Source organism: uncultured Acinetobacter sp. (assembly GCF_947624825.1).
In the GTDB taxonomy this organism is placed as follows: Bacteria; Pseudomonadota; Gammaproteobacteria; order Pseudomonadales; family Moraxellaceae; genus Acinetobacter.
Genome location: NZ_CANQLZ010000102.1, coordinates 1 through 4691, shown reverse-complemented (window position 1 = coordinate 4691; position 4691 = coordinate 1). Strand labels below are relative to the sequence as shown.

Sequence of the window (4691 nt, the reverse complement as noted above, 5' to 3'; positions counted from 1 at the left end):
ATACGATAATGCTTTGGCTGAAACGGTGAATGGCTTATACAAAACAGAGGTGATTGAATATTTAAAAGCAGATTGGCGTGGTTTAGCAGATGTACAACTTGCGACATTAAACTGGGTAGATTGGTTCAATAAAGAGCGTGTACATAGTGCACTGGGTTATGTGTCACCTTTTGATTTTGAAGCAATGTACTATGATAAAATTAATCCGTTAGGTCAGGTAGCCTAACTTAAATAAAAAGTCTCCGACAAACCCGGTACGGTTCAGTTTTGGACTCTTTGGTTTATCGGGGAATGTACGTTCAATTAAGCCAACCTCTAAAGCCGGATTTAAATAATTTTTTTTGGAATGTTGCACGATGTGATAAATCTAATAACGACATGAGTTCATTCAGGCTGTATTCCTTCTGTTCCATCTTTTCAATGAGGCGCTTAACTTGATCGCTAGCTTGAGCGGTCACATGATCGCTAGCGTTAAATGCCACAATTGCAGTTAAAATCTCTTTTCAGAATAAAGTCAATAAATGGAAAGAAACTCGACTACTTATATTCACTCACTTGAGATATTATGTTGTTTTTAAATCGTCAATTTAAAAATGGGTCTTTATGAAGATACAAAGCTTTAGTCTTAAAAATATTGGGCAGTTCCAAGATATAAGCGTGTCTTTAGCACCTACGAAAGATTACTCATCTAATGTTACCGTATTCATCGGAAATAATGGTAGCGGTAAAACTTCACTTTTAAAATCTGCCACCACTGCTCTAACTTGGTTTGTAGCCCGCCTAAAGCATGAAAAATCAAATGGTACGCCTATTCCTGAGCAAGTGATTTCTAATGGTGCAAACTCAGCTCTGATCGAAGTTATCGTAAAAGCAACCGACATACAAAACCGTGATCTAACTTATAATTGGCGTATCACAAAAAGCAGAACCGCAAGAAAAGCAGAATTCACAACATCTTTAATTGAATTAAATCAGCTGACGGACTATTACAAACACCGGTTAGCTGAGGATGAAACAACGAGTTTACCACTGATCGCTTTCTATCCTGTTGAACGTAGTGTCATTGATATTCCATTAAAAATACGTGAAAAACATCAATTTTTACAGATTGATGGATATGATAATGCGTTGAATAATGCAGTCGATTTTCGAAGATTCTTTGAATGGTTTAGAGAAAGAGAAGACGTTGAAAATGAGCGTATTAAAGATATTATCTTATTTCTTAAGCAAGACCATACAGATGAACTATTTTCAAAAAAAATCGAGGAATATAATTCTGACAGTTTTAAGGACATACAACTAGAAGCGGTTCGCCAAGCAATCTATGCCTTTATGCCTGATTTTAAAAATTTACAGGTTACACGTAAACCACGCTTGGCAATGGTGATTGATAAAAATGGTAAGCAATTAAATGTCAGCCAATTATCTCAAGGTGAAAAATCTCTGATGGCCCTAGTGGGTGACATTGCACGACGTCTTGCTATGATGAACCCAAAGCTCGATAATCCACTACATGGTCAAGGTATCGTTTTAATTGATGAAATTGACATGCACTTGCATCCTCAATGGCAACGCACAATTATCCATCGATTACAAACTACCTTTCCTAATTGCCAATTTATTCTAACAACTCATTCACCTTTAGTGATCTCCGATGTTCAAGATATTCTGGTTTACGATCTAGAAGATCAAAAGATTACTGCCCTACCATCACTGTATGGACAAGATGCAAATACCGTTTTGTTGCAATACATGGATACAAGTTATCGTAATCCTGTTGTTACTGAACAAATCACCCAAGCAATGGATGCAATTCAGAATAACAATCTTGATAAAGCCCAACTATTAATAAATGATTTGAGGTCAACTGTTGGCGAAAATCAGCTAGACGTTATGCGCCTCATTGCAATGCTCAAAAAAAGATCTCTTGTATTTAAACAGGGTCAATAAATTGCAACACATTATTAAGACAGCAGAACCCGAAAAACTCCGCGAGTATAAAAGGCATCACCCAACTCATCGTTATGATGACCTGAAGGATGATCCTGAACAGATACGCTTAGCTATTCGACAACATTGTTTGGAAGAACAGTCCTATTTATGTGCTTATTGCTGTCGTGCTATTGGTGAAAAAGATCATGACTGTATGAATGAGCACGTAAAACCACGTCACAAGTATCCACAATACAGCTTGGATATGAATAATATTATCGCAAGTTGCACTACCAAAGGATGTTGTGATGATGCGAAGGATAACGATGAAATAGCCATCTCACCATTATCTGAACGCTGTGAAAATGAATTTAAATTTAATCTAAGTGGAACGATTAATGCTGTCACACCTGATGCTAAAGAAACTGTAAAGGTACTCAAATTAGGAGATTCTTTACAGCAGAATCAAAAGTTAGTCGATATGCGCAGACAAGCGATTTCAAGTTTTCTCTTTACTCAAAGTATCGATCCTGATGAGCCAGTTGATATTGAAGATGATGAACTTTTAAAGTTACTTATTGAAGAGCTTAAGGATGCCCCTAATGGCAGACTAACTCCTTTTGCTCCCGTCATTATTAATGCCTTGAAAACATGGGTTGATGGCAACAAGCTCTGACTTCTCTTTTGAAGAGGAGTGTAAGACTAGATTGAAATTAATATATGAATGTATGAGTAAGGGGCTACTACCCCTTACTTATACTCAATTTAATTATGCAATTCACAACAGAGTCTAAAGCCTATTTTCATTCCTTTATATTTACCAGATGAATGTAAAGAAGGCTGTCTACGAAAAACATAGTTATCACCATAAAAACTTGTCAGTTGATCCTAGACAAAATAATCGACAAGACTTCCCTCTAAAGATAACGTAACGTTAACTTTGGAGACATATTGAGGGCTATCTTGCGCAGCAGTGCTGTTCAAGTCCAGAATTTAAACAGCAAGCAATTGATTATGCACTTTCAAACTCACACGAGTCTGTGGCTACAGTCGCCCAGAAATTAGGTGTGGGTTATTCAACATTAGATAATTGGATTCGTGAAACTAAACCAGCAGGTTCAAGCAAACGTCAACTTTCACCAGAACAACAGCGAATCTTGGAATTAGAGAAAGAAGTCAAACAGCTCAGGGAAGCCAATGACATCTTAAAAAAAGCGCATGTGTACTTTCTGACAGATCATGCCAAGAAAAGTACACGGTAATTCAAGATCTAGCGGTGAATAGAGTCACTGTATCTTCTGTATGTAAATGCCTGGGTGTCAGCACTTCAGGCTATTATGCGTGGCGAAAAAGCCAGGCCAATACAGCGCAGAAATATAATGATTTAAAAGCCGCATATTGGCAGCATCATGCACGATTGGGTGCACCTTCATTGGTATAGCTAAAAATTCAATATGAGCTACAATAGAAAAAACACTAAGATTTAGGATCATGACAAAAACATATTCTGTCGATCTACGCGAAAAAGTCATGCAGTTTTATAAAGAATCACAGCATAAATCCAAAACGTGTGAACTGTTTAATATTGCAAGAACCACCCTAGATGATTGGATCTTATCTTACTCGAACAGCAGACTGGTCAGCTCAAACAGCCTAAACCTCAAAAATGCAGGACGCCCTTCGAGAATTCGATATCTTCAAGCCTTTAAGCACTTCGTATAAATACACCTTTTACTCAGGCTAAAGATCTTGTCCCTCTGTTTGAACAACAATTCGGTTATACCGTTGGTTATCATGTCATTTTAAAAGCCCTGAATAAGATGGGATGGACGCGTAAAAAAAGAGTTTTCTTTACAGACAAACCCGGTACGGTTCATCGCGCTGTATTTGAATGGTTCCTACCTCAATGGAAGAAGCAATATGGCGAGGATCATATCCTTTATATTGATGAATCAGGCATCAATACCAATGAAATAGGAAAATATGTTTGTTCTCCAAGAGGCCAAAGATGTCATTCCTTAAAGTCAGGTGGACATGGCACCAGACTCAGCATGATCAGTGCCGTCAGATCAAATGCACCATTCAAATTTATTCAACCTTTAGTGTTTCAAGGCTCATGTATCGGAGTATTTTTCTCTGTTGGTTGGAGGATTTGTTAAAGGACTTACAGAAAAAGGATATTCAGACTAAAAATTATTTGCTGATTCTCGATCATGCCTCAATTCATAAAGGTCAAACGATTGATGATTTAGCAGCAAAATATAAGACAAGAATCGTTTATCTACCTACATATATAGTCCCGATTTTAATCCTGAGCCAAGCTCAAGCACTGCTTGAGGTGCAGCGCAAGACGCAGTAGAGAAAGCATGGTCTGTCTTAAAAAGTAAAATCAGGCACATCTTTGCTCAGAACAATAAAACCATTCAGGAAGCTCTGGATATCGTATTTAATATGATGTAGCTTATGTTTCATATTTGGCTATACATTACTTTTCACGTTGAAGAATCCCCCTTCTGGTCTATCATTGGTATGGCTATATAGAGACTTATTTCTATATTTTTAGAAAATTCTTCTCTTTAGGATTTCCTATTTCTTAGCAAAGAAATATTGTAATGCATCCTGTACCACCACTTGCCAAACCGCATAAGAATGCCCCCCTGTATAGGTTTTAAACATCACATCCTGTATTAGCCCCCGTAAAAACGGACAGTTAACTTGCTAATTTTAGCGATCGAAATTCTCGAGGAGATTTCATTTTT

The 4691-nt window shown here is 37.3% G+C and carries 5 protein-coding genes and 2 pseudogenes; 6 read left to right on the top strand and 1 reads right to left on the bottom strand.

Annotation, left to right across the window (positions count from 1 at the left end; all coding sequences use genetic code 11):
- Window positions 1-226: integrase core domain-containing protein (locus Q0017_RS13315; RefSeq protein WP_298147794.1), on the top strand; the 226-nt coding region annotated here is incomplete at its 5' end.
- Here Q0017_RS13315 and Q0017_RS13310 read toward each other — a convergent pair.
- Window positions 209-525 (bottom strand): annotated as a pseudogene (locus Q0017_RS13310) (Fic family protein); the annotation flags it as partial. The gene Q0017_RS13315 and the pseudogene Q0017_RS13310 sit on opposite strands and share 18 nt — an antisense overlap.
- A 78-nt stretch (window positions 526-603) precedes the next feature.
- Here Q0017_RS13310 and Q0017_RS13305 point away from each other — a divergent pair.
- The 5 genes and pseudogenes from Q0017_RS13305 to Q0017_RS13755 all read left to right on the top strand — a co-directional run bounded on the left by Q0017_RS13305 (window position 604) and on the right by Q0017_RS13755 (window position 4291).
- The gene (locus tag Q0017_RS13305) at window positions 604-1950 is read left to right on the top strand and encodes an AAA family ATPase (protein ID WP_298147791.1); all 1347 of its coding nucleotides are present in this window, start codon (window positions 604-606) and stop codon (window positions 1948-1950) included.
- A gap of 1 nt (window position 1951) precedes the next feature.
- Complete coding sequence (locus Q0017_RS13300) at window positions 1952-2608, top strand: hypothetical protein (protein ID WP_298147788.1); 657 nt, start codon at window positions 1952-1954, stop codon at window positions 2606-2608.
- A gap of 274 nt (window positions 2609-2882) precedes the next feature.
- Window positions 2883-3370 (top strand): annotated as a pseudogene (locus Q0017_RS13295) (transposase); the annotation flags it as partial.
- Window positions 3371-3752: 382 nt separating this feature from the next.
- Window positions 3753-4091, top strand: coding sequence for a transposase (locus Q0017_RS13760; RefSeq protein WP_367277122.1), 339 nt, complete (start codon window positions 3753-3755; stop codon window positions 4089-4091).
- Window positions 4049-4291 (top strand): transposase, encoded by a 243-nt coding sequence (locus Q0017_RS13755; RefSeq protein WP_367277121.1) that lies wholly within the window; start codon window positions 4049-4051, stop codon window positions 4289-4291. Before Q0017_RS13760 ends, Q0017_RS13755 begins: the two co-directional genes overlap by 43 nt.
- Window positions 4292-4691: the final 400 nt, after the last annotated feature.